Annotated in this window: 22 protein-coding genes and 1 riboswitch; of the genes, 5 read left to right on the forward strand and 17 right to left on the reverse strand. The window is 47.6% G+C overall.

The features are described from left to right. Positions 1-101: 101 nt before the first annotated feature. The 3 genes from M1D59_RS18065 to M1D59_RS18075 are packed head-to-tail and all read right to left on the reverse strand — an operon-like array spanning position 102 to position 3,355. Positions 102-1,385, reverse strand: coding sequence for an ABC transporter ATP-binding protein (locus tag M1D59_RS18065; RefSeq protein ID WP_020452909.1), 1,284 nt, complete (start codon positions 1,383-1,385; stop codon positions 102-104). Further along, entirely contained in the window at positions 1,378-2,442 is a 1,065-nt protein-coding gene (locus M1D59_RS18070; protein WP_026580097.1) for a FecCD family ABC transporter permease, read from the reverse strand. Before M1D59_RS18070 ends, M1D59_RS18065 begins: the two co-directional genes overlap by 8 nt. Continuing rightward, on the reverse strand, positions 2,405-3,355 hold the full coding sequence (locus M1D59_RS18075; RefSeq protein WP_023856248.1) for an ABC transporter substrate-binding protein: 951 nt from the start codon (positions 3,353-3,355) through the stop codon (positions 2,405-2,407). Before M1D59_RS18075 ends, M1D59_RS18070 begins: the two co-directional genes overlap by 38 nt. 381 nt (positions 3,356-3,736) lie before the next feature. Here M1D59_RS18075 and M1D59_RS18080 point away from each other — a divergent pair, with 381 nt between their 5' ends. Together M1D59_RS18080 and M1D59_RS18085 are read left to right on the forward strand one after the other, a co-directional pair. Next, positions 3,737-4,417, forward strand: coding sequence for a GntR family transcriptional regulator (locus M1D59_RS18080; RefSeq protein WP_268510134.1), 681 nt, complete (start codon positions 3,737-3,739; stop codon positions 4,415-4,417). 97 nt (positions 4,418-4,514) lie between these two features. After that, positions 4,515-5,306, forward strand: coding sequence for an SDR family NAD(P)-dependent oxidoreductase (locus M1D59_RS18085; RefSeq protein WP_020452913.1), 792 nt, complete (start codon positions 4,515-4,517; stop codon positions 5,304-5,306). Between the two features lie 43 nt (positions 5,307-5,349). Here the strand turns inward: M1D59_RS18085 and M1D59_RS18090 are convergent, their stop codons facing one another. Beyond that, positions 5,350-6,045 (reverse strand): MOSC domain-containing protein, encoded by a 696-nt coding sequence (locus M1D59_RS18090; protein ID WP_020452914.1) that lies wholly within the window; start codon positions 6,043-6,045, stop codon positions 5,350-5,352. 190 nt (positions 6,046-6,235) lie between these two features. Between M1D59_RS18090 and M1D59_RS18095 the strand changes: the two genes are divergently transcribed. Beyond that, the gene (locus M1D59_RS18095; RefSeq protein WP_458117564.1) at positions 6,236-7,144 is read left to right on the forward strand and encodes a LysR family transcriptional regulator; all 909 of its coding nucleotides are present in this window, start codon (positions 6,236-6,238) and stop codon (positions 7,142-7,144) included. Between the two features lie 37 nt (positions 7,145-7,181). On the opposite strand, the gene M1D59_RS18100 is transcribed toward M1D59_RS18095, so the two are convergent. The 13 genes from M1D59_RS18100 to sspJ all read right to left on the reverse strand — a co-directional run bounded on the left by M1D59_RS18100 (position 7,182) and on the right by sspJ (position 23,329). Further along, positions 7,182-8,492 carry a glycoside hydrolase family 28 protein gene (locus M1D59_RS18100; protein WP_050820786.1) on the reverse strand — a complete coding sequence of 437 codons (1,311 nt, stop codon included), beginning with the start codon at positions 8,490-8,492 and terminating at the stop codon, positions 7,182-7,184. Positions 8,493-8,505: 13 nt separating this feature from the next. Further along, on the reverse strand, positions 8,506-9,996 hold the full coding sequence (locus M1D59_RS18105) for a UxaA family hydrolase (RefSeq protein WP_095292250.1): 1,491 nt from the start codon (positions 9,994-9,996) through the stop codon (positions 8,506-8,508). Beyond that, complete coding sequence (locus M1D59_RS18110) at positions 9,996-11,459, reverse strand: tagaturonate reductase (RefSeq protein WP_411202689.1); 1,464 nt, start codon at positions 11,457-11,459, stop codon at positions 9,996-9,998. The genes M1D59_RS18105 and M1D59_RS18110 overlap by 1 nt, the downstream gene beginning before the upstream one ends. 58 nt (positions 11,460-11,517) lie before the next feature. Next, on the reverse strand, positions 11,518-12,516 hold the full coding sequence (locus tag M1D59_RS18115; protein WP_020452919.1) for a LacI family DNA-binding transcriptional regulator: 999 nt from the start codon (positions 12,514-12,516) through the stop codon (positions 11,518-11,520). Positions 12,517-12,596: 80 nt separating this feature from the next. Beyond that, positions 12,597-13,985, reverse strand: coding sequence for a glycoside-pentoside-hexuronide (GPH):cation symporter (locus M1D59_RS18120; RefSeq protein WP_079289215.1), 1,389 nt, complete (start codon positions 13,983-13,985; stop codon positions 12,597-12,599). Between the two features lie 35 nt (positions 13,986-14,020). Further along, positions 14,021-15,442, reverse strand: coding sequence for a glucuronate isomerase (gene uxaC / locus M1D59_RS18125; RefSeq protein WP_020452921.1), 1,422 nt, complete (start codon positions 15,440-15,442; stop codon positions 14,021-14,023). 174 nt (positions 15,443-15,616) lie between these two features. Next, entirely contained in the window at positions 15,617-17,374 is a 1,758-nt protein-coding gene (locus tag M1D59_RS18130) for a sensor histidine kinase (protein ID WP_026580100.1), read from the reverse strand. After that, on the reverse strand, positions 17,371-18,099 hold the full coding sequence (locus tag M1D59_RS18135; RefSeq protein ID WP_020452923.1) for a response regulator transcription factor: 729 nt from the start codon (positions 18,097-18,099) through the stop codon (positions 17,371-17,373). The genes M1D59_RS18130 and M1D59_RS18135 overlap by 4 nt, the downstream gene beginning before the upstream one ends. 171 nt (positions 18,100-18,270) lie before the next feature. Further along, positions 18,271-19,038, reverse strand: coding sequence for an ABC transporter ATP-binding protein (locus M1D59_RS18140; RefSeq protein WP_043054605.1), 768 nt, complete (start codon positions 19,036-19,038; stop codon positions 18,271-18,273). 63 nt (positions 19,039-19,101) lie between these two features. After that, a complete protein-coding gene (locus M1D59_RS18145; RefSeq protein WP_020452925.1) occupies positions 19,102-20,115 on the reverse strand; it encodes a FecCD family ABC transporter permease in 1,014 nt (337 codons plus the stop codon). Then, entirely contained in the window at positions 20,115-21,179 is a 1,065-nt protein-coding gene (locus M1D59_RS18150; RefSeq protein ID WP_145625324.1) for a FecCD family ABC transporter permease, read from the reverse strand. The genes M1D59_RS18145 and M1D59_RS18150 overlap by 1 nt, the downstream gene beginning before the upstream one ends. 155 nt (positions 21,180-21,334) lie before the next feature. Further along, positions 21,335-22,738, reverse strand: a complete 1,404-nt coding sequence (locus tag M1D59_RS18155; RefSeq protein ID WP_458117565.1) for an amino acid permease — start codon at positions 22,736-22,738, stop codon at positions 21,335-21,337. Positions 22,739-22,852: 114 nt separating this feature from the next. Further along, positions 22,853-23,029, reverse strand: a riboswitch (Lysine riboswitch). Between the two features lie 159 nt (positions 23,030-23,188). Beyond that, on the reverse strand, positions 23,189-23,329 hold the full coding sequence (gene sspJ, locus M1D59_RS18160; protein ID WP_003185183.1) for a small acid-soluble spore protein SspJ: 141 nt from the start codon (positions 23,327-23,329) through the stop codon (positions 23,189-23,191). Positions 23,330-23,568: 239 nt separating this feature from the next. Here sspJ and M1D59_RS18165 point away from each other — a divergent pair, with 239 nt between their 5' ends. Further along, entirely contained in the window at positions 23,569-24,039 is a 471-nt protein-coding gene (locus M1D59_RS18165) for a metal-dependent hydrolase (RefSeq protein ID WP_458117566.1), read from the forward strand. 99 nt (positions 24,040-24,138) lie between these two features. Continuing rightward, on the forward strand, positions 24,139-25,998 hold the full coding sequence (locus M1D59_RS18170; RefSeq protein WP_101561478.1) for an LTA synthase family protein: 1,860 nt from the start codon (positions 24,139-24,141) through the stop codon (positions 25,996-25,998). Positions 25,999-26,197: the final 199 nt, after the last annotated feature.

Raw genomic sequence — 26,197 nt, forward strand, 5'->3', positions numbered from 1 at the left:
AACAACACATTTTTTCGAATTCGGGACAAAAGAATGAAACCTCACCTTCAGCTGATGCGTTTTAAAACAATAAAAAAACCTGTCCAAAGACAGGCCCAAATTTAACCTTTTAAAACTTTCACACAAGCCGCTGTTTTATTTTGAATTTCTGTAAAAAAGGCAGTTTGATACGCTGACCGGCCGGATTGAGTGGCCGCTACAAGCACATCGCTGCACGGAATATGGTGCTCGGCTGCGGCATTTGCTGCAGCACTTATCGCCGTTACAAATTGACCATCTTGCAAACAGCCGTCAACTAACACCCATATGATCAAACGCCCCGCCGTATCTTTCATACCGACGATGCAAAGATCACCCTTTTCCGACACAATATGACAGTCAGCCAATTCAGCATCATGTTGGATAAACAGCGTTTCCTGTTCATAGGCTGACAGGTCATGCGGCAATCCAGAGTTGTTTCCGCTTGCGAAGACAAGCTTTCGTCTCCATGCAAAGCCTGTTTCAGAGGACAGAAGACGCAGCGGGCGGTCTGCCGAAAATGCGATGCCATGCGGCAAATATTGTTCAATCCGCTCTTTTAAAAAGAGGGGCTCGGTTTTCTCCGGGATGGTTTTCGCCTTGATCGTAAACTGCGGATTTGCACGCTGAGGATGGTCCAGCGCTGTGATGCCCGTATCATACACTCTTCCGATACCCTCGGCAGAAAGGGCGGCTTCCGGGCGGTCAAGAACTTCCGCCTTTCCATCTTTCAACAACAGCAGGCGGTCACAGTATAAACTCGCAATATTCACATCATGAAACACCCCGACCACTGCGAGTTTGGATGCAGCCGTTTCTTGTTTCATTAAATCAAGCAGACTCTTTTGAAATGACAAATCGAGAAAACTCGTCGGTTCATCAAGCAGCAAATATTCGGGTTCCTGGGCAAGTGCCTGTGCTAAATACACCCGCTGCTGCTCTCCGCCGCTCAGCTCATGAATGGATTTTTGAGCGAAACGAAGCGTGTCTGTCTGCTTCATCACCCTCTTCACGATATCATGGTCTTCCGCTGTCAGCTGCCGAAAAAGGCCTGATTGATACGCGTAGCGGCCAAACTGTACCGTTTCCTCCACCGTAAAGGAAAAGGCCTGCTCCGTTTTTTGAGGAAGGACCGCCATTTTGCGAGCGAGCTCTTTCGTTTGGTACGCCCCGACTGAACGGCATTCAAGCAGCACCTCGCCGCTTCGAGGCGCGATTGTTCCCGACAACATTTTCAGCAAAGTAGTTTTTCCGCTGCCGTTCGGACCAAGAATTCCTAAAAATTCACCCGGCTTTACAGCAAAGCTGATGTCCTGTAAGACATCCGTTTTTCCGTAGCCGCCGGACACACGGATGACATCAATCATGAATTCGCCCTCCCCGGTAGCGCCGAATCAAAATAAACCCGAAAACAGGCGCTCCTATCAGTGCGGTAATAATACCGATCGGCAGCTCGGACGGCTCAATGATGGTTCTCGACAAAAGATCTGACAGCACAAGGAACGAAGCACCGTTCAGCATCGAGAGCGGCAGAAGATGACGGTGATCCGTAATAGAGAAAAGCCGGATAAAATGCGGAATGACGAGACCGACAAAGCCAATGGTTCCAGACACAGCAACCGCACTGCCAGTTAAAATAGCTCCCGCCAACAGAACGACATACTTACTTCGCTTCACATTCACACCGAGGAGCCTCGCTTTTTCCTCGCCATAAGTCATCACATTCAGTTCTCTCCCGCTGATCAAAAGCGCGGCAGCACCAACCGCAAAAAAGGGCAGAAACAGCGCGATATAACCCCAGCCTCTCATCGATACACTGCCGAGCAGCCAGTGGACGATCGGTTTTAAATCATCGCCGGTCAATGCGATCATGAGAGAAATAAGCGCACCCAAAAAAGAACTGAAGATGATTCCTGTCAAAATCAAAGCAGACAGGGTCAATGAAGGGTGTACGAGCCGCGCAAAGAACAAAACCAAAAAAATCACGACAACGGCCGCGGCAACGCTTAAAAACGGCAGTGTAAAACTTCCGATCACCGGCAGCTGAATCCCAAAAAACAGCGTGACCACTGCACCGACGGCCGCGCCTGACGAAATGCCGAGCGTATACGGATCTGCGAGCGGGTTTTTCAAGAGCCCCTGAAACCCGGCTCCCGCAGCAGCAAGCCCCGCGCCGACAAGAGCGGCCAGCACCACCCTCGGCAGTCTGATTTTCATGATGATGTTCGCCTCTGTCGGATCGGGATTTAACCCTTGAATACCAAACCATTCGTTCAAAAAAACCTTGATAATAGAAGGAATGGGAATCTCCAAAGATCCGATAGAGATTCCCATAAGAACAGATGCCGACAGAAACATCAGGCTGAAGGCATATGCCGCGAAGCGGTTATTTTTTAAAAACGTCAGGGTAAATATGTTCAGCAAGCTCTTCGACCCCTTTGATCAATCGCGGCCCCGGACGGGTCACGAGGTCAGGGTCCACGTCGTATACTTCGTTATTTTTGACCGCTTTTACACCGTTCCAGCCGCTTCGTTTTTTAATTTCGCTGACTGCGGATTTACCGTTTGTCGTCACGATCGCATCGGGATTCAGCTTGACGATCGCTTCTTCCGTTATTTTGGTCCAGCCTTTCTGCGCGGAAGCAGCATTTTCCGCATGGATCGCTTCAAGCATTTCATCCATAAAGGTGCCTTTTCCGGTCGTATAAATGTCCGGAGCCGGAGACACTTCGACAAATACTTTCTTTTGATCGTCTTTAGATATGCCGGCAGCTTTTTCTTTTATGTCAGCCAGGTCAGATTTCATGCCCTTGATCAGGCTTGCCGCTTGATCCTCTGCACCGGCAGCTTTTCCGATCATTTCGATGGACTGGTACGCCTCTTTAAAAGAGGCCGCATCATTCACGGTCACCACCGTAATTCCTGCATCCTCCAGCTGCTTTAGTCCTTCTTTGGCACTCTGCATGCTCGATGCGTGGGCCAAGACCAAGTCGGGATTTAACGAAATGATTTTTTCTGTGTTGAATTCCATGCCCCCGATTTTTTCAACGTTTTTCACTTCTTTTGGATATGTATCAAAATCCGTCACGCCGACGACTTTCTTCCCCAGGCCAAGGGCGTATGTAATTTCGGTATTGCTCGGCATCAGAGAGACGATTTTCTTCGGTTCTTTTTCAATTTTGACCTCTTGTCCTGAAGCATCTTTTATGGTGACCGGAAACGCTTCAGCCGCCTTCTCCTGTTTTTGCTGTTCTGCCGGTTTTTGCGCTTGACCGCAGCCGCTAAGAACGCCGGCGGCCAACAGCAGTGACAGCAATAAAAGCCCTAACTTCTTCATTCTGCTTCCTCCTCGGGATAAAATAAAAACATCTCTACTCAGTAAAGATGCAGTAAACCAGGAACGTACAAAAAAAGAGCACATCGCTTATACCGCATCTGTCTTCGCAGATAACGCGGTCATCATCCAGGCGGTTATTCCGGCTTGCGGTTGATCGCTCCCGGCCCGCCGAACTGCTCGCGGGGGGCTCTCTCGCCGGCTCCCCTATTAGCCGCTTCTGGGCAGCGCCTTTCTGACTCATTCGTGTCCTAATTTCGGAATTATTATACTATAATCGACACAGGTCTGTATATGAGATTCTGAAAAGGAGATTTTCAACTGAAAAACGTTGTTTTTGCTAAAGTATTTACGATATATTGCATATAGAGAAAGGGTGGTTTTATGCCGATACCGAAAAACTATACGCCGCAGGTCAGACTTTCAGCAAAGGAAAAAGCGTTTCATCAATTGCAGCGCTGGATTGTCGACGGAACCCTTGAACCCGGCGAAAAAGTCACGGACGTCGATCTGGCCGAAGCGCTCGGCGTCAGCCGCACACCGGTCAGAGAAGCGCTTCAGCTCCTCGAATCTCAAGGTTTTGTGGAAATGAAGCCGGGAAAAGAAACAAAGATCACGCTTATTCATCCCGATGATGCGCTGGCCGTCTATCCCCCGCTCGCACATCTTCAGGCTCTGGCGGCAGAACTGGCAACGCCGCTTTTGACTGAAGAAGAGATCGCCGAGCTCAAAAAACTCGCGGCTCAATACGAAGCCGCTTTTAAAGAGGAGCGGAACCACGATGCAGCTGAACTGGACGAACAGTTCCACCATTTGATTACAGAAGCGGCTAAAAACCCGTATGTTCTTCAGTTTTCCGCCGTTCTGCAGCTTCATGTCAGACGGATGAAGTATGTGTTTTTCAATCGGCCGTCTGCTCCGAAACTGCAGTCCGCCGCCGAGCATTGGGAAATCATCGCCGCTTTTGAAAAAAACGATCCGAAATTGGCGGCTGAAGTGATGAAAAAGAATTGGCTCCGTCCGATGGAAGATATTCATAAGATTTTAAAAAACAAGGAACAATAAAACGTCAAGCACGATTTTCGACCGAGGTGTCCAGCTGCGATATACTGTTCATTAGATGTTTTTTCATCTTAACTCTTAAAACAAGGATTGATGGCATATGGATTTACAGCTAAAAGACAAACTCGTCCTCGTGACAGGTTCTACTGCAGGTATTGGAAAAGCAACGGCGGAAGCCTTTTTGGCGGAAGGGGCCGAAGTCATCGTGAACGGACGGACAGAAGAAAAAGTCCAGTCAGTCGTTGAGGAACTTTCCCGGCACGGAAACGTTCACGGCATTGCCGCTGATTTATCCGCTCCTGAAGAAAGCATGGCATTGGTCGAAAAAACCGCTAAAATCGGGGAGCTTGATGTCCTCGTCAATAATATGGGCTTCTTTGAAGTGAAGGATTTCACAGAGGTGACAGACGAAGAGTGGCTCAAATATTTTGAAGTAAACGTTTTAAGCGCAGTCAGGCTTTGCCGCGCGTTTCTGCCGGCCATGCTGAAGCGTAATAAGGGAAGGATTCTCAATTTGGCAAGCGAAGCCGGCATCAAACCGCTTCCGCAGATGATCCCTTATTCAATGACGAAAACCGCTCTGATCAGTTTATCAAGAGGTTTGGCCGAAATGACGAAAGGGACAAATGTGACGGTCAACTCCGTCCTTCCGGGACCTACCTGGACGGAAGGCGTCGCCAATTATATGGAGGGTGCCGCAGCTCAGGAGAAAACCGATTTAGACACTTTTGTCAAAGACTATTTCAAAGTGAATGAGCCGACTTCTTTGATTCAGCGCTATGCAAAACCGGAAGAAGTGGCGAGTACGATCGTCTATCTCGCTTCCGAAAAAGCTGCGGCCATCAACGGTTCCGCTCAAAGAGTGGAAGGCGGAATTATCCGCTCCATTTAACAGAAATCCTCTGCCGATCGGCAGAGGATTTTTTCCTTTTGGGTTAAGATCTCTTCTCCAGACCTCCCGTCAGCCTTTCGCGGTCATCCGGCTCAAAACCGTTAAGCCGCTTTAAACATGATGCCCGCCAATTTGCCGACAGTTCCTCCACCTCGAGAAGTTTTTTGATGCCCTCAATATTGTTCTTTTCATGATGCTTGATGCGATTTGCGTAAGAAATCGTGATGCCTTTAGGGTGGCGTGAGATTCGTTTCAGACCACGATCCTTACAGACGAACCCTTCTTTCAGCACGCGAAAGTAAAAACCCGTAAATCCGGTGTTCTGTACCTTCAGTATCATATCGGGCATACCGTACCTTACGGTTAGTTTATAGCAAGGCTGCCTTGGCTGGCTCACCTGTACAACAGCTTCACCCAGCTGAAAGATATCGCCGATATGAACGTCATCCTCCAGCAGACCCTTGATCGTTAAATTTTCGCCAAATGCTCCGTATTCCAGCTTTCTTTGCAGTTCCTTTTCCCAAAAGAGATAATGTTCATACGGATAGACACACACTGCTTTTTCCGCGCCACCATGATGAACGAGATCCCCCTGCCCGTCCCCCGCAAAATTAGTAGATGACAGGAAGATAGGGCCGCTTGCCGGCTTCTTGTATATTCCGGTAGACACAGCTTTATTTTGAAACTGAATTGCCTCTGGCTTCCCTACATTGATCGAAAGGATATCGGCATATTCCATTCATATCACCTCTTACATTCAAATGTCCTGCAGACGGCAGCGGCCGAACAGCAACGCTGCACATCTCTTTTGAGATTTAAGTATAATCGACCTCTTATCATAAAACCATTCAATCGTTATTATAAAAACAATAGGTTAAACCTATCGTTGAGTTTCGTCTGTTTTTTATAATGGAGAGGGGGAAAAAGCATTGGAGCTAAAGCAATTGGAATATTTCATGGCATTGTGCCGGGAGCTTCATTTTACCCGTGCCGCCGAAAAACTGAATATCGCTCAGCCCTCGCTGAGCCAGCAAATCCGTTTGCTTGAACATGAAATCGGAACGCCTTTGTTTAACCGTTCAGGCAAACGCACCGTAATGACGGAAGCGGGAAAGATTCTGCTTCAGCACTGTTACAATATCTTTCATGAACTGTCACAGGCGCAAGACGCAATCAGCGAGCTCCAAGGTTTAAAGAGGGGAACGCTAAAAATCGGGGCGCTGTTGACCGTGGTTAATTATTTGCTTCCCCGGACCGTGATCGACTTTCACCGCAGCTACCCCAATATTGAATTGTCTGTTTTAGGGCTGAGAACCGGAGATATTTACGACCGGCTGCTGCAAAATGAGCTCGACTTGGGCATTGTAGCCCAGCGGGTGGAACACAGTGATCTGGAAACCGTTCCATTCCTTACCCAGCAGCTCGCCCTCGCAGTGCCTATTGACAATCCGGTTGCAAAACGGCAGTTTGTCACGCTTGACGTGTTAAGGGAGATTCCATCCATTTTGCTGCCTGAGACGTATTTTTTGCGGCAGCTGATCAACGAAAAGTGCCGCACGTTTGGATTCGAACCTCGGCCAGTCATGGAAATGACAACGATGGAATCGATCATGAACATGGTTGGTAAAGGCATTGGCGCCACCATTTTGCCGAAAGGCTATCTCGATGATATTGGAAATAAATCCATTCAGACGATTCCGATTCAAATGCCGGATTTGACGACGGAAATCAGCATCGTTTACCGTAAAAACAAGCATATGTGCGCTGCAAGCCGGGTGTTTATTGAACTGCTGATTTCCTCGGTCAAAAACGAAACCGCTGATGCGCCGCCGCGTTAAAAGAAAGATCCTCTGCATGTCTGCAGAGGATCTCTGTTTAGACTTCGTGTGAATCATAGCGTTTTCCGTTAATATACAGATTCGAAAAAACAGGGTCTTTCACATGTTTCAGTTCCATCGGAATATCGACGCCGTCGATCTCGGAATCAGTCACTTTCAGACCGGTGACTGGAGAATGATCGTACGCCAGCACCCTGATCCCGTATTGTCCGCCCATGCTTTTCAGCTGCTCAACATCAATGTTGCGGACGACGGGCTTGAAATCTCCGGCGTCCCCTTCTTCATATTCCATATCGATGGCGATCACTTCGCGCTTCAAGCTTTTGACCGTATTTTTGTGAAAGTAGATGTTTTCAAGAACACCGCCGCGCACCGAATTCGTTTTAATGCGGAGGGCTCTGTCCAAGTTCGGGCTGTCCATGAGGTTTCCCTCGGCGATGACATTCTTCACGCCGCCGGAAATTTCGCTTCCGATCGTGACCCCTCCATGCCCGTCTTTCATTTCGTTATGTTCAATGACAATGTTCTCCGATGGCATGTTGATCCTTCGGCCGTCGGCGTTTCTTCCCGATTTGACGGCGATGCAATCATCTCCATTATCAAAATGGCAGCCCTTGATCACCACGTTTTTGCACGATTCCGGGTTGACTCCGTCGGTATTCGGACCGTGTCCGATGACCTTGATTCCGTCCACTGTCACATTCTCGCAAAGCACGGGATGAACTTGCCACATCGGCGAATTCAAAACGGTGACACCTTGAATCAAAATATCTTTGCAGCGATACGGCTGAATGAAGTTCGGCCGCAAATAATGCCCTTTTCCAAACTGCCGCTCAGTGACCGGGACACCGCGCTCAGCCATTTCAAACAAAGCATTTCGGTCTTTTTCCTGTGAAGACTGGCCGTTCGTTCCCCTTTTCCACGGCCACCAATGTTCGTCATCACCTTGGCCGTCAAGCGTGCCCTTTCCGGTTATTGCAATATTTTCGGCTTCGTAAGCATAGATGAGCGGTGAATAATTATAGAGCTCGACGCCTTCGAACCTCGTCAGCACAACGGGGAGATAATCTTCCGGGTTCTGACTGAATTTGATCACCGCTCCTTGTGCAAGATGAAGCTCCACATTGCTTTTCAGTCTGAGTGCACCGGAAAGAAACACGCCTTCAGGAACTGCTACTCTTCCACCGCCTGCTTTGTGGGCTTGATCAATCGCCTTCTGTATCGCTCCCGTCGCATCCTTTTTTCCGCTTCCGTCAGCCCCAAACGCTGTAACATCAAATGATCGATCAGGAAATACCGGAACCTTCAGCGTCTTTAGAATCTCGTCTTTTATTTTCTGCAGACTCACGTTACCGCCCCCTTTACAATGTAACGCCTGTTTTAAATATCGCAAGCTCCCTGAAATCGTTTATCTCATTGTTCAGCTGCCTGCCGCCCGCGACTTCGATCAAATATGCTGTCAACTCTTTCAAAACGTCATCTTCTGACCGGTTTTCGAGCACCCTTCCCGCATTAAAATCGATCCAGTGGCGCTTCGCCTCATAAATCGCTGTATTTGTCGAAATTTTCATCGTCGGCACAAAGGTGCCAAAAGGCGTGCCCCGCCCTGTCGTAAATAAAACGATTTGACACCCTGCAGCGGCCAGTGCGGATGAAGCAACAAGGTCATTTCCCGGAGCGCTCAGCAGGTTCAACCCGTTCTTTTTCAAAACGTCCCCGTATTCCAGAACATCCGTCACCTTTGAAGTGCCGGCTTTTTGCGTACAGCCGAGCGATTTATCCTCCAATGTCGTAATGCCGCCTGCTTTGTTGCCCGGAGACGGGTTTTCATAGACGGGCTGCCTGTGATCGATAAAGTACTGTTTAAAATCGTTGATTAAGCGGACGATTTTATGAAACACTTCCTCATTTTCAGCCCGCTCCATCAAAAGCGTTTCCGCTCCAAACATTTCAGGCACTTCTGTCAAAACCGCCGTTCCCCCTTGGGCGATCAGAAAATCGGAGAGCCGGCCGAGCAGCGGATTTGCGGTAATGCCGGAAAATCCATCAGATCCGCCGCACTTCAAACCGATCTTCAGTTCAGAAAGCGGGACATCTTCACGCCGGTCACCTTTTGCATGCTCATAAATTTCTTTTAACAGTTTGACGCCTTCCGTGACTTCGTCTGATACTTCTTGAGAAAGCAGGAACTTGACCCGGCTGTGATCATAATCGCCGAGCGCTTCGCGGAATTCATGGATGCTGTTGTTTTCACAGCCAAGTCCCAGTACAAGGACACCGCCTGCATTCGGGTGTTTGACGGCATTCGCCAAAATCGTTCTCGTGTTGATATGATCATCGCCAAGCTGTGAACAGCCGTACTGATGCTTTAATACGTGAACGCTTTCAAAAGGGACGATAGAGCCGACCTCAGCTTTAAATTCTTTGATGATCAGCTCTGCAATGCCATTTACACAGCCGACAGTCGGTACGATCCATAGCTCGTTTCTGATTCCCGTTTTTCCGTCTTTTCGTTTAAAGCCTTTAAATGTGAGCGGTTCTTTTTGATAGCGGTTTTCCGTAAATTTCGGCTTGTAGCTGTATTCTTCGACACCGCCCAAATTCGTTTTCACATTTTTTGTATGCACCCACTCCCCCGTCTGAATCATGTCAGTGGCGTGCCCGATCGGAAAGCCGTATTTGATGACGTCTTCATTTTCAGCGATGTCTTTTAAAGCAAACTTATGGCCTTTCAAAATCGTTTCCTTGATCACGATGGTCCGTTCTCCTGCAGTGACCGTTTCACCGGTTTGCAATTCTCTTAACGCAATGCCGACATTATCTTGAGGATTGATCATCAAGCAGTCTTTCATCACATGTCCCCCAGCTCAGCCATTTGGCTGTTCATCATTTTTTTCAGCGCCTTCCTCATTCCCGTTTGTTTCATGTCCCTTAAATATTCAGCCGTCTTGTCCGTCAACCCGGAAACGTCGTTCAGGTTTTGCCCCCATACTTTTTCAAACCCGAGAACATGGAACGCGATGTTTGAAACGTCTGTCTCTTCTGTCCAGAGCCGTTTGAGAAAAGCCAGCACCTCATCGTCGTCAGACAGCGGAATGGCCTCATCTTCCCGTTTTCCTTGGTAAAAATAAATTAAAGCGCTTAAAGCAAATACGGTTCGAGCCGGAAGTTTGCCAGTTCGTTCCGCATATTCCATTAAGACGGGCAAATTTCTGACTTTGAATTTTGCAAAGGAATTTAAGGAAATATCGATTAGCTTGTGACGGATAAACGGGTTTTTAAAGCGGTCGAGAATCTCTTCCACATAGGCGTCAAGCTCACTGCCGGGCATATCGATCGTCTCGAGCACTTCACGCTGAATCAGCTCTTTCACAAATGATCCGATAAGTTCGTCTTCAGCCGCTTCACGAACCGTCTCAAGGCCTGCCAAATAAGCGATCGGCGTCATCACGGTATGGGCGCCGTTTAAGATTCTCACTTTTCTCACCCGGTACGGCGTCACATCTTTGACAAACTCGACATTCAGACCGGCCTCATGAAGCGGAAGCTCGTCTGGAAGCCATTTCGGCCCTTCAATCACGAACAAATGATACGGCTCCGCCGTCACCATCAGAGAATCGCGATAGCCGGCCGCGTCTTCAAGCCGGTGTGCATTTTCTTGCGGGAATCCAGGTACGATCCTGTCTACAAGCGTATTGCAAAACACATTTGACTCCTCAAGCCAATCGATGAACCCCTGTTCAAGCGCCCATTCGTTCGTATAGCGCAGCACAATGTCTTTCAGTTTTTTCCCGTTATCTTCAAGCAGCTCACACGGGAGGATCACCAGGCCTTTTTCCCTGCTTCCCTGAAAAGTCAGGTAGCGTCTGTATAACAGCGCAGTCAGCTTCCCCGGATAGCTCTTCTGCGGACGGTCGGACAGCCGGTCTTCCTCGATATAAATGATGCCGGCCTCTGTCGTATTTGAAAAGACAAAGCGCAAATCCGGCAGATCGGCCAGCTTCATAAATTCATCATAGTGTTCATAGCTGCTGACGACTCTGCTGATTGTTGTAATGACAGCAGAATCGCGAACCTCCCGTCCTTCCCGGAAGCCTTCAAGATAAAGCGTGTAAAGCCCATCCTGTTCTTGAAAGGCCGTTACTGAGCCGCGGCGCGGAGGCACAACGACGGCGCTGCCGTTAAAATCGGTTTCTTCATTCAATCTATGAATCTGCCAGTCAATAAACCCCCTCATAAAGTTACCTTCCCCGATTTGCAAAATCCGTTCGGGACGGCTCGGCTTAGACCTTATCCGTTTGGACAGCCTCTCCATTTCAATTCCCTCCTCATTTTTGCACACGTTCACATTTTACAGCGCATCAAAAATGATGCTATAGATGCTTAACTGAATTGCGAATGATCAGCTCCGTGCCGATGAGCGTCTGCCTGCCTTCTGCCTGCGGATTTTCGATCAGTGACAACAGGCTTTCCGCACCAAGCATGCTGATTTTTTCCGTCGGTTTTTTTACCGTCGTCAATGACGGTGTCGTATACGCCGAAAATCCGCTATCGTCAAAGCCGATGATCGACATATCGTCAGGACAGCGTTTCCCGTTTGCATAAAGGGCGTTCATCGCGCCGATCGCCATATCATCATTGGCGCAAAACAGGGCAGTCGGAGGGTTCTTCAGCTTCAGCAGCGTTTCAGCCGCACGAAAGCCGCTTTGCATCGTATAATCACCTTGAACGAGGTATTCGCCGGGCATGTCAAGATTTGAGTCGCGAAGCGCTCGAAGAAAGCCTCCTTTTCTTTCTTGAGACGATTTAAAACTTTCTTTCCCCTGCACCATGGCGATCCGTCTGTGGCCGTTTTTGATCAAGTATGAAGCAGCGAGGAAAGCGCCCTCGTGTTCATTCGCCAAAATATTGACGACGGAGTGCCCTTCGATTTTTCTGTTCAGCACGACGACCGGAATATTCTGTTTGAGGACATGCTCAATAAAAGCCTGATCCTGTTCGCTTTGGCTGATTAAAATCATGCCGTCATAGCGGTTGCGGTGAATGGATGACAAATCATGATAATCGTCAATCCCCCTGACAACCATATTATAGTTTTCATCGATCACCTTGTTGACGCCGCGCAGGATGTCTGCAAAGAAACTTGAAGACGTCCCGTCTGTCAGGCTTGTTAAAAACAGACCGATCGTAAAAGACTTTTGCGTAACAAGGCTTTTCGCATTAAAATTCGGTTTATAATTCATTTCGGCTGCGATGTCGAGTATTTTCTTTTTCGTGTTCTCTTTTATCAGCGGACTATTGTTCAGCGCTCTGGATACTGTGGTGTGCGATACATTCGCCAGCCTGGCGATATCTTTAATCGTTACTGACATTGTTTTTTTACCCGCCTTTTCTTGCTGTTGTTACCATCAGTTTACCATATCAAAAGCGCTTTTTAGAAAATGAAATTCCGCTATGGTCTCGCTTCGATTTCCGCGATCATTTCGGCATGCTTCTGATCTGTCAGACGGTACAGGTAGCCGAGAACGAGAATGGCCGCCGTCAGCGCCGCTGCAGGATACAAAAGGAGTATCGCTTTAATGCCGAGCAGCGTCCCCGCTTTTTGGGTCGCATTCGGCACATAGCCGATAATGCTGAGACCGATCCCCGACAGGAAGCCGGAGAGCGACTGAGCCAGCTTTCTCGAAAAGTTAAACAGCGAGTATACCGTTCCTTCTTTCCGTTCCCCTGTTCTCCACTCGCCATAATCGATCGCGTCTGATACAAATGCCCAGGTGATACCGTTCGGAATGCTGATGCCGATAAAGGCGATGCTGGCGAGAATCGTAAAAACAAAGACATTGCCCGGTACGAAAAAATTGATCAGATCCGCACAGACGGAAACCGCGAGCCCCAAAATAGCGGTATGCTTTTTCCCGAACAGCTTCACGAGCTTCGGCAGCATGATGACGCCGATAAAGGATGAGCCGATGATGATAAAGTTCATGTAGGCCATCAGTTCGGCGTTGCCGAGGTTATACTGTGCGAAATAAATCAGCATCGCAGATTTAAGGTTATAGGCTGAAATCGTAAAAATGGTCATGAATATAAGCGTAAGGAGCGGTTTATTCGTAAAAAACGTCTTTGATATTGCTTTGAATGTCACTTTTTCCTGTTTGTACTTCTCATCTTTTACGACAATCCGTTCCTGGCAGTTTCTATAGCAAATGTAGAAAAACAACACACCGAGAAAAGACATCAGCCCCATGACGACCGGATAGGCAACCGCAGGGTTGTCAAACCTGACGATCATCGGAATGACAACAATGCTCGTCACAAACAGGGCGCCCAGCGAGCCGGCCTGTCGAAAGGAAGCAAGCGAAGTCCGCTCCACCGAATTTTGCGTCATGGCCGCCCCGAGCGAGCCGTAAGGGATGTTGACAAAGGAATAGCCGAGGCCCCAAAGCATGTATGACGCATAAGCGTATATGAGTTTGCCCGTCGGTGACAGATTCGGCGAGATGAAGGTCAATATCGTCAAAATCGCGAGCACAAAGCTTCCGTATAGCAAATACGGCCTGAATTTGCCTTTCGGCCCGATATTCTTCCTGTAGTCGATCGATGTTCCCACAATCGGATCGACAAAAGCGGCAAAAAGTTTGCTCACAAGAAAAATGCCTCCGGCCGCTGCCGCCGGAATACCGGCAACATCCGTAAAAAACTTCAAAAGATAGAGCTGTCCAAGGTCAAACATAAATCCGTTCCCAAAATCTCCAAAACCGTAAGAAACCTTTTCTTTTAAACTTAATTTCTCTTGAGTAGCGGCGACTGTTTCGGTTTGTTTGTTCGTCGATATTTCCATGAAAAAGCAGCTCCTCTGCTAGCCATTTTGTGATTCTAAGCTTTCAAACGATCTTTCACTTCAAACTGGAAATAGTGTTTTGCATTTTCGTAGCAGATCCCTTTGACGATCCGTCCCAGAAGCTCGATATCATCCGGCGCTTCTCCTTTTTCAACCCATGTGCCGATGACATCGCAGAGCAGGCGCCTGAAATATTCATGTCTTGTGTAGGAAAGAAAGCTGCGCGAATCAGTCAGCATACCGATAAAACGGCTCAATAGTCCGATGTTGGCGAGCGATTTCATTTGTTCGAGCATGCCGTCTTTCGTATCGTTGAACCACCAGGCGGTGCCATGCTGGATTTTCCCCGGTATCCGGCCGTCCTGGAAGCTTCCGCAAAGGCTTGAAATCACGACGTTGTCTCGCGGATTTAAAGAATACAAGATCGTTTTTGGCAGCGCGTCTTTTCGGTCAAGAGAATCGAGAAAGCTGCACAAAGGCTTTGCGATGTCCTGATCATTAATCGCATCATATCCCGTATCAGGCCCGAGCTTCCGGTACATTTTGCTGCTGTTGTTTCGGAGGGCGTTAATATGAAGCTGCATCGCCCAGCCCTTCTCCGCATAGCATGTTCCCAAATAGTGCAGGGTAAAGGATTTAAATTTGCACTCTTCCTCAGGCGAGGCGGCTTCTCCGTTCATCACCTTTGCAAAAATCGGACGCACTTCGCTTTCATCTGTTTCCGTGTACATCATTTGATTGATGGCATGATCCGATATCCGTCCGCCTAGTTCATGGAAAAAGTCAATTCTGTTTTTAAGCGCTTTCAAAAAATCGTCATAATTTCCTATCTTCATAGCGCTTGCTGCTTCAAGCTTGCTCACCCAGGCGGCAAAGCCTTCTTGATTGATTTCCAGCGCCTTGTCTGGCCTAAATCCGGGTAAAACGCTTACATTAAAGTCTTCATCTTTCAGCTTCATATGATATTCAAGACTGTCTGCCGGATCATCTGTCGTGACAACCGTTTCAACGTTTGATTTTTCAATCAAGTCTCTGGCGCCGAACCCTTCTCCGGTCAGCTGTTTGTTCACCCGCTCCCAAATATGCGGCGCGCTCTTTTCATCAAGCCGTTCATCGATGCCGAAAAACCTTCTCAGTTCCAAATGGGTCCAATGATAAAGCGGGTTTCCGATCGTCATCGGAACCGTTCTTGCCCAGGCGCTGAATTTCTCTTCGTCTGACGCATCTCCTGTAATAAACTCCTCGGATATTCCATTGGCCCGCATTGCTCTCCACTTGTAATGATCCCCGTACAGCCATACTTCGGTCAGGTTTTTAAACGTTTTGTTTTCGTAAATTTCCTTTGGGTTCAAGTGGCAGTGGTAGTCGATGATCGGCATCCCTTTAGCATACTGGTGGTACAACACTTTCGACGTTTCATTCGTTAAAAGAAAATCGTCATTCAAAAACGGCTTCATAAAATCCCCACCTTTCTTTATTTAAATGTTAACGTGAACATTTCTTTTCGCAATACAATGTGAACGTTAACATTTAATCTTATTTTATACGAACCTCGCCTTCTTTTCCATTATTTTCTCAACATAAAAGAAGCCTAAAGGCAATAACCTTTGGCTTCTTCTTTTTCATACCGCTTATTTGGCGGCTTTAGGGTTTTTCTTAAATTCCATCGTAATTTCCGTCCCGCGGCCTGTCCGGCTGTCAACGGCGATGCAGCCGTCGTGAAGGTGGACAAGTTCCAAAGAAATCGCAAGGCCGAGACCGCTTCCTTCTGTCGCATCTTTTGTATGCGTTCCTCTATAGTAGCGGTTAAATAAATTTGAGACGGTTTCCGAGTCCATGCCTCTTCCGTTGTCTTGAATTTTAAGAATAATATATTGCTTGGTTTCTTCAAGGGTCACCTTGATGTCAGTGCCTTTTTTGTTATGCTTGACAGCGTTGGCGAGAAGGTTTTCCAAGACTCTTCTGAACCAGCCTCTGTCTATCGCAAACTCGGTATCTTCTTGCGTATATTCAAAAGAAACGTTGTACCCCTCCGAAAACGAATGGCGCTTAAACTCTTCAACGAAGCTTTTCAAAAACGGCACAAGCCTCACTGTCTGGCGTTTAATCGGCAAGGCGTCGTTTTTCAGCCTGTACGTCAAGTTCAGGTCTTCGATGAGCTGTGACATGTAGTCCGATTTTTCTTTCATTGCCTGGCCGATTTCACGGATTTCTTCTTTTGACCACTCATAGTTTGGAGACTCCAGCATCATGCTGTAGCCGTAAATCGTGCTGAGCGGCGTTTTTAAATCATGGGAGAGCCCCGCGATCCATTCCTCCCGAGTCGTTTGGATTTTCTTGCGGCTTTGTTCGTCTTTTTTCAGCGTTTCCGTCAGCTGCTCCATCGATTCAAACACTTCTGTGAACAACCGGTACGGCTGTTTTCGCTTCCCTTTTTTGTTCCGGCTTTGCGGGCGGCCTTTCCGATTTCTCGGCTCTTCAAATCGCCCTTTTGAAAGGTTGACGATCCATTTAATCGTATGGATGATCGGCATGCCGAATCTAAAAGAATACCAAATCGTCATGGAAGACATCAATACGATCAGAACGCCGATCACGAGCAGAACGATTTTTAAAGCGAGCCCGATCATCGTCCTGTTGAACTCATGATCCGGATTATAAATCGGGTTCGGGGTAGCGGCGATCAGCCATTCTGTCGCGCTTAAACGCCTGTATGAAAACTCGTGCTCGTAGTTCCATGGCTTTGATCCGTATTTTAAAAGTTCCAGCTCAGTGATGCCCTGGCTGTAATCTATGTCCTGATAGAGCGAGTTCAACATTTTCCCTTTTTCGCTGAACAGATAAACCGATCCTTTGTTTTTCTTAATGAAATCAAGCGTGCTTTTTTTATAGGAAGAAAGGTCCGCCATATCCTTCTCTTCCTTTTCCAAATAGGACAGGATCGTATCGCTTTTCGACTCCCATCCGAATAGAATCACGTAGTCTTCACCATTGAAATTGGCAGACCAGAAGTTGACTTGATATTTTTTGATTCTTTTTTTGTCAAAGACTGATACGAGGTCTTCCCTGTGGTACTCCCTCTGAATTTCCGAAGGAAGGCGGTAGGAATAAACGGTTTTCTCCTTACCGTCTAATATTTGAAGCCAGCCTCCCTGTTTGTCGATAGCCGATTTCAAGATATCTTCAATCTGCCAATTATTATTGTCATCCACACTGACCCAGCTTTCAAACGTGTCTGATGTGGCTTTTGCCAAGCCTGTATCCGCTTCGCTCTCGCTTAACCGGAGAGCGAAAAAGATGAAGGATAACAGCAGAGTGGCGAGGACAAGACCGAGAATCAGGAAAATCTGGCTGACAAAATGGAGAACGAGCTTTCCTCTCAGCTTCATCCTTCGCTCTCTTTTCTTGCAGGATTGGGAACGAACTTATAGCCAAGACCGCGAATCGTGACGATATATTCGGGGCTGCTCGGGTCTTTTTCGATTTTCTCCCTCAGTTTTCTGATATGTACCATAACGGTGTTGCTGTCTCCGTAAGATGGAACGCCCCACACTTTTTCATAAATTTGGTCCTTGGAAAGCACTCTGTTCGGATGATCGCAAAAATATTGCAGAAGCTGGAGAAGCTGTGCGGAGCAGCTGACCGTTTCTCCGTCCACGATCAGCTCCGCAAAATCGGGATGAAATGTAAACCGTTCATATTCGTAGGCTGAAGATACCGAAGCAGCTGCGACTTCTTTATGTATATACGTTCTTTTTAAATGCGCTTTAATCCTGGCAATTAACTCCAGAGGATTAAAAGGTTTTGTAATATAATCATCGGCTCCGTAGGCAAAACCTGACAGTTTATCGAGGTCCGATGTCTTCGCCGTTAAAAAGAAGATCGGGGCGTTGGTGTGCCGTCTGATTTCAGGGGATACATCAAATCCTGTCTGTCCCGGCATCATGACATCGAGAAGTATTAAGTGCACGGTATCCTTTTTCACGATGTCGAGCGCTTCTTCTGCGCTGCTCGCGGTCAGCACTTCTGAAAATCCTTCCTTCGTGAGGACGCGCTTGACCATTTGAACAATGGCGTCTTCGTCATCCACAATCAAAATTGTCGCATTTTCCAAAATCCTTCTTTCCTTTCTGTCTATATCATGTTTTGATATCCTCATCTTACCATCTATTATATCTTTATCGGCACCCGTTTTCTGATTTTAAAGTAAAAATAAACTTTTTTAGAAATGATTTTTTACTTTACGAAATCATGGAATAAAAAAACAGACATCGTCTGATGTCTGTCAGCCGGTTGCCAGCCTCTGATCCTCTTCTTTTTTCAATAGATCATAAGTCAGGCACACCGGTTTTCCTGTGCGCGGGTCTAAAATAATTTCCGCATCAATCTGAAACACTTTTTTCAATACCTCTGATGTCATGACTTCATGTGGAGCGCCCTCTTTGACAATTGCACCGGAGTTCAGCGCCACCATGTGATGGGCAAAGCGGGCGGCATGGTTGAGGTCGTGAATGACCATCAAAATCGTTCGGCCTTCTTCTTTGTTGAGCTTTTCCAGCAGTTGCAGAATTTCAAGCTGGTGCGCCAAGTCCAAATAGGTTGTCGGTTCGTCGAGCAGCAAGAGCTCCGTTTCCTGGGCAAGAGCCATCGCAATCCAGACGCGCTGGCGCTGTCCCCCGGAAAGGGCTTCGATCGGCCGGTCATAAAAAGGCAGCATTCCTGTCACTTCGAGAGACCATTCAACCATGCGGCGGTCATCGGCCGATAGCCTGCCCATTCCCTTTTGATGAGGAAAACGGCCGTAAGAAACGAGCTCATATACGGTCAGACCGCCTGGCGCCTCAGGGGTCTGCGGAAGAATCGCCATCTGTTTGGCTATATCTTTCGTCGACATTTGGTGGATCGCTTTGCCGTTTAAATAAACGGCGCCCGTTCTAGAACGCTGTATGCGTGCCATCGTTTTTAATATGGTTGACTTGCCGCACCCGTTCGGACCGATCATGGTCGTTACTTTTCCTTTTGGTATGTGGAGGTTTAAGCTTTCGACTATCATCTGTTCTCCGTAGCCGATCCCCAGGTTGTTTGTTGAAAGAGACACCTTGCACCCTTCCCTTCTTTAATTTGTTTTCATGAGCAAATAGATAAAGTACGGCGCGCCTAAAGCGGCAATGACTAACCCTACGGGAATTTCCGAAGGCGCCAGTATCATCCTTCCGATTAAATCCGCCAGCAAAAAGAGCAATGCTCCGGTCAACGCGGAAGCCGGTATTAAAAGCTGATGCTTCGGCCCGACAAGCCTTCTGGCAATATGCGGAGCCACAAGACCGAGAAACGTAATATTCCCTCCAGCCGCTACACACGCGCCGCTCAGCGCGGCTGCCGACAGAAGCAGTATGCGCCGCTCCTTTTCAACTGCCGTTCCAAGCCCTGTTGCGAGCTGATCACCGAGATTCAGCACGTTTAAATAGCGCGCTTTGTAGAGAATAAAAGGAAGCAGCACGACAATCCAGGGCAGCACGGCCGAGACAAAGCTCCAGTTTGAACTCCATATATTTCCTGACAGCCAAACAGCCGCCTGCATAAAGTCATTCGGGTCCATTTTCAGCTGCAGCATTAAGATGGCCGCCGAAAACGCCGCATTCACTCCGATGCCGACCAGAACGAGGCGAATGGGATTCAAGCCTTTTTTCCACGCCAGCAAATAGATGGAAACGACTGCAAAGCAGGCTCCCAAAAATGCAAAAATCGGCAGGGAAAAAACGAATCCTTTTTGCAGATTTCCAACATCCCCCTGAAAATAAAAGATGAACAGCACAACGGCAAAACCTGCTCCCGTATTGATGCCCAATATCCCCGGATCGGCTAGGTCATTCCGCGATATCCCCTGCCAGACGGCTCCGGCGACAGCAACTCCCGCACCGATCAGCATGGCGAGGACCATGCGCGGCAAACGGAATTCAAATAATACAAGTTCATCCTGCGGCGTTCCGAAACCGAACAGTGTTTTCAATGTATCAAGCGGGGCGATGCGGATTTCTCCCATGTTCATGCTTAGTAAAAACACGGCGACCGTCAGCACGGCCATGACGAGCATCACCGCAGCCGCCCGTCTGCTGTTTTTCTTGAGCATTACAGTCCACTCCTTTCCCTGCGGGCCAGATAGAGAAAGAATGGTACGCCGACAAGCGCCGTGACTGCTCCGACAGGTGTTTCGAACGGCGGATTGACCAGCCTTGCCGCAATATCCGCATAGATCAGCAGGACGGCGCCAAGCACCGCTGAGCATGGAATGATCCAGCGGTAATCAACCCCGACCAGAAAGCGGGTAATATGCGGAATGATCAATCCGATAAAACCGATTGCCCCGGCAACGGACACAGCGGCACCCGTCAGCAGAACAACCGACACGATTCCGATCGCTTTCACCGTCTTCGTATATTGCCCGAGCCCTTTCGCCAGCTCCTCTCCCAAGCTTAGAACCGTAATGGAACGGGCGATGACAAAAACGACGGCCAAACCGAGCGCTGCCGCCGGAACCAACAACTGAATGCTGAGCCATTTCGTGCCAGCGACACCTCCGGCATACCAAAAACTGACGTCGCGCGCCACATCAAAATGGATCGCAATGCTCGTAGAAAGAGCGCTCAGAAACGTGCCGACAGCCGTACCGGCCAAAGCCAGCTTTACAGGCGTAAGACCGCCTTTTGAAAACATTCCGATCGCAAAAACGAGTCCCGCTCCGAGACCCGCGCCGGCAAACGACCAGATCATCAGCCCGACCGATGAGGTTCCCGGAAAAAAAGCAAACGCGACAGCAATTGCGAAAGCTGACCCGTGCGTGACGCTCATAATTTCCGGCGATGCGAGAGGGTTTCTCGTCATCCCCTGCATCACGGCTCCGGAAACCGCCAAACAGGCGCCCACAAGAGCCGCACTTACCGTCCTTGGCAGTCTGAGTTCCTGAATAATTTGATGGGCCGTATTTTTCGCATCAAAATGAAAAATGGCGTCCCAAACCGTTCCAAGCTTTATATCAGCCGCACCGAGCGCAATCGATAATGCGGCGCCAAACAGCAGCAGCATGATTCCGCCGGCCAGGACAAAAACAGCTCCGAGCGGACGGATGATCGGTTTCTGTTCTTCATCAGGGCCATCCGCGCTGTTGATACGATGTATGTTTTTGTAAGAGCTCACTCGATGCCATTCCTTTCATCTTTTTAACCGATAACGATTATCATTTTCATTTTATAGTATAACAGGCCTAAGCGGAAATTTTAATCAAAAATTTCGGCGGGAATCAAAAAGCCAGCCGATCTTCTGCTAAAAGACCCGGCTGGCAAAGAACTTTATCACACTTGATTATTTTTGAACTTTTTGTAGACGAACGGGTAGATCGCAAGACCGACGAAAAACAGCCCGATTCCCAAGATAAAGGTGGTTAAGTCAGACGTACCTGAAACGATGACCCATAAAGAATACACCAGAGCAGCCAAAGCGATGATGCCGTCCCCTGTTCTTGAACCTTTCAGTTCGCCGTATGTCTCCCCTTTGAGGATGAGCTTCAAGCTGAAAACAGCCGCTACAAGATAAGGCACAAGGTAAGCGAGCGTCGCCGACGTTGTTAAAAACGTAAAGGCCTCGCTGATCGTTCCCGAAACCGTTGAGAAAATAAAGATCTGCGACATCACGTTTGTGACGATCAATGAATTAACCGGGCTTCCCTTTTTGTTCGTTTTCGCAAAGAAAGCAGGAAAATCACCGGCCTTTGCCGCCTGATACGGAACCTCTGCGCCGATTAAAATCCAGCCGAGCATCGATCCAAACAAAGAAACGATTGCCAAGACCGCCATAATTACACTGCCAAAGCTGCCGATGATCACGTGCAGCACATCAACGAACGGTTTATCCGATGCCTGGAGCTGATCGTGCGGGATGACGCCCATCGTTATTAAAGTGATGACCATATAAATGCCGAGCGCAATTAACAGTCCGGTAATCGTCGCGCGTTTGACATCGCGCTGGGATGATGCGCGCCCTGATAAGATTACCGCAGACTCGATGCCGACAAACGCCCACAGCGTTGAAATCGCCGCATTGTGAACCTGTCCGCCCAGCCCAATACTTTTGCCTTCTGATTCGATTGGAAAATAAAATGATTCGAATAAAGCCGTCTGAAAAACGAACAAACCTGCAACAATAAACAGGACAAACCCAAGCACTTTTGAAAAAGTTGCTATAAAGTTCAGTTTGCCCGCTCCATTTATGCTGGAGACTAAGATGAAATGCGTCCCCCATAACAAGATTGTACATACGATAAATGTCAAGAGCTGGCCGAGTGTAACAGGGTGGCCGCCGAGTTCAATCAGCTCGCGTCCGTCAGTTAAGATCGGCAGGAAAGTCGTCAAATAGCCTGCAAGGCTTGTAATGATGGCCACGTTGCTGATCCAGCTTGCCACCCAATACCCCCATACCATTGTGAAACCTGCCGCATTCCCTTTTTTAGGGTCTGAGAATAAAGCTCTTGCATAGCTTTGCGGACCTGCTTTAAGATCCGGGCGGCGAATGGATAAATGACCGAATACAAGGGCGATCATCAGCACCCCCGCACCCGTCACCAGCCATGCCGCCGTTACGCCGAACGGGCTTGCCGTCTGGGCGAGTGTGCTGGGGAGCATAAAAATCCCTGAGCCGACCATATTGCCGACAACAAAAGCGGTAAGAAGCCAGAAGCCCCATTTTTTTGTCTGTTCCATAAGATATAACCTCCGAGCATTTTATAAAAAATATGCCGGACCAGACCGTGAGATCATTCAAAATAAAAAAAGCATGAACAAAAGTCCATGCTTTGGTTAAACATACACTCTTGATCTCCGGATAGCCCTCCGCGGGAAAACCCGCGGCAGTCCTGCACTTATTCAATGCAGACCCAGCATAAAGAATGAATGGCTTCCTTATGCTTCGGCGCTGATGCCTTTTGCATATGATCATCGGCCCCATCAGCCTCACACATGCGACTCATCATCCGCGCAACCTCTACCTCACTAAGAGTTAAGAGTGAGGATTTATCACATATTCTGAAAAGAGGTTACCAGAGAAATTTTAATCTGTCAAAGGGAAGTGATGGAAAAACGGACAGCCGCGCCAAAAGGCCGCCTGTTTCGGCAGCCTTCTGCAGAATGGAAGACGGCGCTTCCATCTGTCATTTATCGGTTGTTTTTCTTTTTGTTGACCGCCTCTTGCAAAGGGTCTCCTTTCAGCGCTTGTCCTGCATCTTCAAGCGCCCCCCGAACGGCGTTTTGGTCCTTTTCCTTATTTCCTCTATCTTTATTGAAGAAAATACCCAAATGAATCACCTCTTTAAAAATGTGGTACAATTTTAATTTGGCTTATCACTTTAAAATTATGCAGAACCTTGAATGTGTTTTTTAACTGAAAACACCATATTCTAGATGTAAACATGCTGATTGCCTCAGGAAAATGCGTTTTTTGCCTGACAAGTTGCCACCATCTGTCTTGAAGGCCGCCAGAACTCTTGATATAGTTTTCATTAGGAAATTGTTATAGGTCTTAAAGGAGAAGCGATATGACAGGAAAAACACACATCATGGGAGGGGTCGCTTCTTGCACGGCTGCTGCTTATTTTTACGGATATGATCCAGTGTTCATGACAGCTTCGGGCGTTATCGGAGCATTGATTCCGGATATTTGCCATACAAAGAGCAAGATCGGCAGAAGGCTACCGATTTTATCAGCAGTGGTCAGTTCTGTCTTCGGGCACAGGACGTTTACACACAGCCTGCTCTTTTTGCTCATCACGGCATTTGCGGCACATTTATATTTTATAGATCAGAGCATTTTTGTCGGATTGATGGCCGGAATGGCGAGCCATCTGCTCCTTGATGCCGGGACTGTAAATGGCATCAAACTTTTCTTTCCGTCCGCCATTAAGGTTCGGCTGCCCCTTTATATTAAAACCGGCGGGAAGGCGGAACAAGGCGTTCTGGCTGTGCTCACCGTTGTTTCGTGCTATTTTATTGCGAACTTGATCGCCTGACGAAAGGGACGGTTTGACCGATTGCTGTATTATGCTTTGTTCAGTCGTTTTATCTTGGTGTTCTTTACCTGCGGGGATTATATGTGAGGAGCTATTTATATGAAAGAACAATTTTTTAAAAAGCAGTGGTTTTTATGCCTATCCATATTTTTTATGTGGATGAAAACGTACTTCATCTACAAGCTGGGCTTTAATTTACAAATTGACAACGCACTTCAGGAATTGATCCTGTTTATCAACCCGCTTAGCTTTCTCATCCCTGTACTCGGCATCAGCCTCTTTTTTCGCGAAAAAACGCAGCGCCTCTATTTAATCGGGGCTAATGTCGTCCTGACGGGCATCTTGATTGCAAACAGTATTTTCTATGGTTTCTACATCGATTTCATCACTGTTCCCGTCCTGTTCCAGGCAAAAAACCTCGGGGGGCTTGGGAGCAGTTTTCAGGAGCTGTTCAATCCGGTTTTCATCGCGCTTTTTCTGGATTTGGCTCTTTTGGTCTGGCTGGCAAAAACGCGCACAAGAACCGGCAAAAAGCTTTCCGCTAAATCCGTTAAGATCTACTACGCGGCAGCTGCCGGCACGGTACTGTTTAATCTCGCCCTGTCGGAGCTGGATCAGCCGAAGTTTTTAAGCTACTCCTACGACAGGGAAGTGCTTGTAAAAAACATCGGCTTATATCAGTTTCATCTGTTGGACGGCATTTCACAGACTTTTAATTTGACACAAAAAGCGGTCGCTGATGAAAACAGCCTGGCAACGATCGAGAACTACACAAACGCTGACTACAGCAAACCGAACCAAGATATGTTCGGGATTGCCGAAGGACGAAACGTCATCTTTGTAACGCTTGAATCCACTCAGACATTTGTCATTAATGAAAAGGTGAACGGCCAGGAAATCACGCCGTTCTTAAACAAATTCATTCAAAAAAGCTATTATTTCGACCATTTTTATCAGCAGACCGAACAGGGAAAAACGTCCGATTCGGAATTCATTGTCGCCAATTCGCTCTATCCGTCTCTGAGCGGTTCGGTGTTTTTTACGAAGAGCGAAAATGCGTACAATTCGATGTATAAAACACTGGCGAACCACGATTACAGAACATCGGTTTTCCACGCCAACCATAAAAAATTCTGGAACAGGGACGTCATGTACAAAGCCCTTGGCATCGACAGCTTTTATGACGTCTCCCATTTTCATGTGACACCTGAAAATTCAACGGGCTGGGGGCTGAAGGATAAGGAGTTTTTAACGCAATCGGCCGACTTGATGAAAGACTTGACGCAGCCCTTTTACAGCAACCTGATCACATTGACGAACCACTTTCCGTTCCAAATTGATGATAAGGATAAGCTGATCGATGAATACGACTCGGACAGTGAGATTTTAAACCGGTATGTCACGACGGTACGCTATGAAGACGAATCATTGAAGCATTTCATTGCAAAATTGAAGAAAAACGGCCTTTACGACAATTCCGTGATCGTCTTCATGGGAGATCACTACGGCATATCAGAAGCGCACAACGATGCGCTGGCTCAATTTTTGGGCAAAGACGAAATCACCCCTTACGATACCGTTCAGCTGCAGCGTGTGCCGCTGATTATCCACATTCCGGGGGTAACGGATCAAGACCCGAAAACGATATCTGAAACAGGCGGCCAAATTGATGTCAAACCGACACTGCTCCATTTGCTCGGAATTGATACAAAAGGCATGATTCAATTCGGTAATGACCTGTTTTCGAACGAAAGAATGCCTTTCGCTGTGTTAAGAAACGGCAGCTTTATAACAGATGATTATATCTACACGAAAAATACGTGCTACAGCAAAAAAACCGGGGACATGATCAACGACAGTGAGGACAAATGCGGTCCGCTCATAGAGAAGGCGAATCAAGAGCTTTCCCTTTCCGATAAGATTATTAACGGTGATTTGCTGAGATTTTATAAAAAATAATCCGTCCCCTTTAAGCCGGATTCCCCCGGCTTAAAGGGGCTGTTTAAATTGAGGGACAGCTGGGTATTATATACCGAATGTTAAAAATGAACTTGCGGTTTTGCAGTTCCTTCGTTACCCTAAATAAAAAGAGAAGTTATTTCGAGTACCGATTATTTCATAAAGTGTTATAAAAAATGATAAATAAGAAGGTTTTAAT

The sequence above is a fragment of the Bacillus sp. PK6-026 genome, from assembly GCF_054161455.1.